This is a genomic window from Methylacidimicrobium tartarophylax (assembly GCF_902143375.2).
Lineage (GTDB): Bacteria > Verrucomicrobiota > Verrucomicrobiia > Methylacidiphilales > Methylacidiphilaceae > Methylacidimicrobium > Methylacidimicrobium tartarophylax.
In genome coordinates, this window is record NZ_CABFVA020000081.1 from 1 (window position 1) to 5,454 (window position 5,454).

Genomic DNA, 5,454 nt, shown 5'->3' on the forward strand with positions numbered 1-5,454 from the left:
GGCTTTCGCCAATGCCGCCGGCGCGGGGCTTTCCGCCCACGAGATCAAGCCGCAAGACCCAAAGACGATCGCCGAGTTAACTGCACTGGTTAGCGCATTTTAGATGGTGTAACTTAATATTAAAAAAAGCCTATAATAGATTCATATAGCGATTACACGACCGAAAGCGAAAAATGCGGAGGCCTTCATTGCCGCCGCGCCGGATGCGGAGCCGAAGCCAAGAGGCGTGCGGAAAGGAAACAAGCAGCAAATCAGCCTAACCATCGCGCCCACTATTCCTTTGATGAAGGTGGATGAGTTGGCCGCCGAGATCGGCCAGTCCCGCGCCGCCGTCATCAACCTGGCGATTCACCTCGCCGTCGAACACGGCCTAGCCATCGGGGTCCACTGAAAAGATCGGTAAGCACCTGGACTCAGCGCGGCGCGATGGCGAGATTGAAAAGCTTATCGGCTAGATCGGGCGACAGCGTCTTGAGTTCTTGGTAGACCTCTATAACCCGGTCACGCTCCCCGGCTAGCTTGTAGGCAAGGCCCAGGCTGAGCCAAGCCTTCGGATCCTGCGGATTGATTTTTAACGCCTGGCGGCAGGCCTCAATCGCGTCGGCATGCTGGCCCGCAGCGCCGTAGGCAATTCCCAGACCAGACCAAACCTCCGCATCCTGTGGGTTGATCTTCAACGCCCTGCGGTAGGCCTCAATCGCTTGGGCATATTGGCCGATGCTGCGGTAGGCAACTCCCAGGGCGTACCAAGCCACCGCATACTGCGGGTTGATCTTCAGCGCTTGGCGGTAGGGCTCAATTGCCTGGGCGTCCCGATCAGAGTCGCTGTAGGCAGCTCCTAGCCCACACCAAGCCTCTGCGTACTGCGGATTGATTGTCAACGCCTGGCGGAAGGCCTCAATCGCCTGGTCGTATTGGCTGATCCTGCCGTAGGCAAGGCCCAAGCGGTACCAAGTCTCCGCAATCTCCGGAGCGACCTTCAACGCCCGGTGGTAGGCCTCAATCGCCTCGGCATAGCGACCGGCACGCTCGTAAGTTTGGCCCAAGAAAGCCCAAGCCACCGCAAGCTGCGGGTTGATCTTCAACGCCTGACGGTAGGCCTCAATCGCTTGGGCATATTGGTGGGTACCGACGTAAGCTGCGCCCAGAGCGCCCCAGGCAATCGCACAATCCGGCTGCGCCTTCACCCAAGCCTGGGAAACCGTCAAAAAGCCGTGCCAGTCTTCCTTGGCTTCCAAGGCAAGCGAGCGAGTGATCCATTCGGCTTCGCTTAGACCCTGCGCCGGCAACCGAACCGAACGTTGCGGCAGCGTCCCGATCCATTCCACCGGCAACGCGAAGTTGAGTTGCTGGCCGCCGCCCACGTAGAAGCTGGTCAGGCCAAGCAGACGCCCTTGATCGTCGAAGAGGCCACCGCCGCTGGAGCCGTGCGAGATCGCCGCAGTGGTCTGGATGAAGCGGCCATCTTCCAGGTCACGCAGACTGGAGACGATGCCTTGCGACAGCGTGAGTTCCAGGCCCTTCGGCGCGCCTACGGCGTATACCGTGACGCCGACCTTGAGGGATGCCGTGTCGCCGAGCATCACAGGGGGCGCGGGCAGACCCGGAACCTCAAGGCTGCATACGTCGCGCCGCCAGTCGCTGTTGAGGAGCCGCGCAGGGTAGTCCTGGCCGTGGTAGCGCACCATGCAGCTCGCGCCGTCCCGGATGACGTGGCAGTTGGTCGCCACTACGCCGGGTGCGATCGCCACCCCACTGCCCAACGCCACCCGCTTGCCGGCGGGATCGAGGCTCAACACCACCACCACGCTCGGCGCGACCCGCTCGAACACTTGGGTTGCGCTCTCGGCCCTGGCCCGCGCGGCGGTGAGTAGTAACAGGACCCCGCAGATTGTCCAGATCGCGTGCTTCATCGCTTTCCCCCTTACCCGATCTTTCGCGTGCGGCGGATTCTGCCAGGTGGGCTTACTAATGCAAAGCTCCTGTCATCATCGCCGGCTGGATGTGAAGAATGAACAGAAAGTGGACATCCGCTTACCCCTTTAGATAAAGCGTGTTCTACCCCAGCGGTCACTTCACTTGTTTACGACACTTTACGTGTTTTTTGATTGCCAACACCTCTGGAACAAGGCAAAAGACTGGATTACTTCAGATGAAGCCACAGAGATTTCTCAAGTCTCTTGGGGCCGCAGTCGCCGCGCTCCTCGCCGCTTCCTCCTTAAGTTCACACGCAGCATCATTTCTGCCTTCAGGTTCGGAAATGCACCAAGCTCCCTCGCTGCCAGCCATCGCTCCGGCGGCTACCACCGGGACGCCGAGGGCTCTGCAACACATGAGCCACGAGAGCCATTCCAGCCACGCCAGCCACGAGAGCCACGCCAGCCACTACTCGAGCTCCTGGTAATGAGCCTCCGCGTGCAGAAGAGCCTTTATCGCCAATCGACGGTAGAGGCGACGCTCTACCGGCTCGCGGACAGGTTTTCGGCCCAACTGATCGACGAGGACCCGGTGTGGTCCGTCGAGATCCACCCTCTTTCCGGTGGCCCTATTCTGGAAGACTGCCATCATCTGTTCCGGACGGAACTGATCGACCAATCGCTGCGAGCCCAAATTGTGCAATCCACGGAGCAGATCAAGACGCTGATCCTCTCCAACGCATTCTCTGGGACCTCGCTGGTTCCCCCAGATGGATGCGCAGGCACAACAGCTTAGCCGGAGATTTTCCGCGGAGGCAGGATACCCGAGACCGGGAAGCTACCGTTTACTTCCCCTCAACTTCATGGCCGCAGCAGCCGGGGACACGCGACGATACATCGTCTCCAACATTTGCGGAGACTACGCGGTAGTCCGGAGAGACACCCTCGAAGCTCTGGTTAGCGGGAACCTTAGCTCCGCTTCGCCCGAATACGAACTGCTCCGGCGCAAACATCTCATCTTCGACGACGCCACCCGGAGCACCCTCAATCTGGTGGCAGCCAAATACCGGACCCGGACCCGATCGGTGGCCAACTTCACCGGCCTCTTCCTCTTCGTGGTGACCCTCCGGTGCAACCATGTCTGCCCCTATTGCCAAGTCTCCCGTGTCAGCGAGGACAGGGAAGCCTTCGACATGACCGAGGAGATGGCCGAAAAGGCCCTCGACTTCACCTTCCGAACGCCTTCCTCCGGGATCAAGATCGAATTTCAAGGAGGGGAGCCGATGCTCAACTTCCCCTTGATCCAGTTCATCGTGCAGCGGGCAAAGGCCAAGAACCGCGCTGCGGGAAAAGACCTCCAGTTCGTAGCCGCGACCAACCTGTCCGTGGCTACCGACCAGATGTTGAAGTTCTGCGCCGAGGAGGAGATCCTCCTCTCCACCTCTCTCGACGGGCCCGCCGATTTGCACAACGCCAACCGCCCGAAACGGGGAAACAACTCCTACGAGTTGACCATCGAGGGGATTCGCAAGGCGAGGAAGGCTATCGGTCATCACAGAGTGGGCGCCCTGATGACAACCACCGAAAAATCGCTCCACCGTGTCCGAGACATCGTGGACACGTATGTCGCGCACGACTTTCACCAGATCTTCCTGAGGCCGCTGAGTCCCTATGGTGACGCAATCAGGACCAAAGCATTCGACCGGTACACGGCCGAACGGTGGGTGGAGTTCTACAAGGAGGGACTGGACTACATCCTCGACCGGAACAAGCGCGGCTACCCGATGAAGGAAGCCTACGCGAGCATTCTCCTCACCCGGATCCTCACCAACCACGGGACCGGCTTCGTGAACCTCCAGTCCCCCGCCGGAATCGGGATCGCAGGAATCGTCTTCAACTACGACGGCGACGTCTACGCCTCCGACGAAGGAAGGATGGCAGCGGAGCGAGGCGACAAGACCTTCCGCCTCGGTAACATTCTCTCCAACTCCTACGAGGAAATCATGCTCAGCGACAGCCTTCTGGAGCCGCTGGCCGCGAGCCTCCTAGAATCCGCCCCGATGTGCCACGAATGCGCTTTCCTCCCTTACTGCGGAGCGGATCCCGACTACCACCACGCCACCCAAGGCGACTTCCTAGGCCACAAGGCCTTCAGCGGATTCTGCGCCAAGAACATGGAGATCTTTCGCCACTTGATCGGGAAACTGGAGGCAGGGGGTGAGGATGCCGACATCCTGAGGTCTTGGACGTGATAGGCCATGATCCCCCTATTCGCCAAAAAACTTCCCGGTAACCACGAAGGCATCGCCAGCGGGGTCTTCCGGGTAACCGAAAACCTCCGTCTCCCCATCGCCGCCCGCTCCCAACACGCTCTGCTGCTGCGCAACGGCAACCAACCCGACGGGGAGTTCCCGCTTCACCTCTGCCTGCAGGACGCAACGACGATACCCCGCTCACTGCGACTGCCGGATTCGTTCTCTTACCTCAGCGAGGGCGATGTCCTGCGCTACCAGTCGCACGAACAAGCCGTCCGCGTCCTCTACCGAAAAACCTCACCACATAACAGTCTGCTGGTCACCGAACAGTGCAATCACTACTGCATCATGTGCTCGCAACCTCCACGCAAGATCGACGACTCCTACCTCGTCGACGAACTGCTCAACGCGATTCCCTTGATGTCCCAAGATACGGCATCCATCGGCATCACGGGCGGAGAACCGACCCTCTTGGGCGAGCGCTTCCTGGAAGTTCTTCGGAGCCTCAAATACAACCTGCCCGCCGCCTCGATCCACGTCCTATCCAACGGGAGGAACTTCACCAAGCTGGCCCTCTGCAAGGCCATCTCGGACCAGTGCCACCGGGACATCATGTTCGGCATCCCGATTTATTCAGCCACGCCGGAACGACACAACTTCGTGGTGCAGGCGACGAATGCATGGGACGAAACGATCGAAGGGATCCTCAATCTCAAGCGATACGGAATCCCGGTAGAAATCCGCGTCGTCCTCCACTCCCAGACCTGGGAAGGGCTTCCGGAACTGGCCGAGTTCCTTCGCAGGAATCTGACCATGGTCAACCAAGTCGCCTTCATGGGCTTAGAGAAAATGGGGTTCGGATCGGCCAACTGGAACTACCTCTTCGTGAACCCCCGCGAGTATTCGGTCGCGATCGACAAAGCCGTGCGGATCTTGGCCCGCGCCAGAATCCCCGTCTTTCTCTTCAATCTACCTTTGTGCATGATCCCTCCTCACCTCCACCCTTTTTCAAAGCAGAGCATTTCGGATTGGAAAAATGACTACCCCGAAGAATGCTCTTCCTGTAAGGCCAAGCCTCATTGCTGCGGGTTCTTCTCTAGCACAGCAGAGTTCTACAGAAAGCACGTCAAACCCATATTATGATCTTTAATACCCCTCCTAGCCGAACTTTCCTGTGCAGCGTAAATGTCAGGTCCCGGATGATTGCGTACTGCTTTTTGGAAGAGATGCGGATGGGAGTGTTGCCATGTTTTGAGGGTCTGAAGCGGGGTTTGATGGTTGAG

Annotated in this window: 5 protein-coding genes; 4 read left to right on the forward strand and 1 reads right to left on the reverse strand. The window is 59.2% G+C overall.

The genetic code is table 11. The features are described from left to right. Window positions 1-145: 145 nt before the first annotated feature. Entirely contained in the window at window positions 146-391 is a 246-nt protein-coding gene (locus MAMT_RS07610; protein ID WP_142660387.1) for a CopG family transcriptional regulator, read from the forward strand. A gap of 22 nt (window positions 392-413) precedes the next feature. Here MAMT_RS07610 and MAMT_RS07615 read toward each other — a convergent pair whose 3' ends face one another. Beyond that, window positions 414-1,913, reverse strand: coding sequence for a tetratricopeptide repeat protein (locus MAMT_RS07615; RefSeq protein ID WP_142660388.1), 1,500 nt, complete (start codon window positions 1,911-1,913; stop codon window positions 414-416). 490 nt (window positions 1,914-2,403) lie between these two features. Here MAMT_RS07615 and hxsD point away from each other — a divergent pair, with 490 nt between their 5' ends. Genes hxsD through hxsC form a run of 3 tightly spaced genes read left to right on the forward strand, consistent with a single transcriptional unit; the run spans window position 2,404 to window position 5,314 of the window. Continuing rightward, window positions 2,404-2,712 (forward strand): His-Xaa-Ser system protein HxsD, encoded by a 309-nt coding sequence (gene hxsD / locus MAMT_RS07620; RefSeq protein WP_142660389.1) that lies wholly within the window; start codon window positions 2,404-2,406, stop codon window positions 2,710-2,712. Then, window positions 2,687-4,168 (forward strand): His-Xaa-Ser system radical SAM maturase HxsB, encoded by a 1,482-nt coding sequence (gene hxsB / locus MAMT_RS07625; protein WP_281289107.1) that lies wholly within the window; start codon window positions 2,687-2,689, stop codon window positions 4,166-4,168. The genes hxsD and hxsB overlap by 26 nt, the downstream gene beginning before the upstream one ends. Window positions 4,169-4,174: 6 nt before the next feature. Beyond that, window positions 4,175-5,314, forward strand: coding sequence for a His-Xaa-Ser system radical SAM maturase HxsC (gene hxsC, locus MAMT_RS07630; protein ID WP_142660391.1), 1,140 nt, complete (start codon window positions 4,175-4,177; stop codon window positions 5,312-5,314). Window positions 5,315-5,454: the final 140 nt, after the last annotated feature.

Excerpts from the sequence above, each read along its gene's own strand:
- hxsB (WP_281289107.1), top strand. The coding sequence starts at position 2,687 with ATGGATGCGCAGGCACAACAGCTTAGCCGGAGATTTTCCGCGGAGGCA.
- MAMT_RS07615 (WP_142660388.1), bottom strand. The coding sequence starts at position 1,913 with ATGAAGCACGCGATCTGGACAATCTGCGGGGTCCTGTTACTACTCACC.
- hxsD (WP_142660389.1), top strand. The coding sequence starts at position 2,404 with ATGAGCCTCCGCGTGCAGAAGAGCCTTTATCGCCAATCGACGGTAGAG.
- hxsC (WP_142660391.1), top strand. The coding sequence starts at position 4,175 with ATGATCCCCCTATTCGCCAAAAAACTTCCCGGTAACCACGAAGGCATC.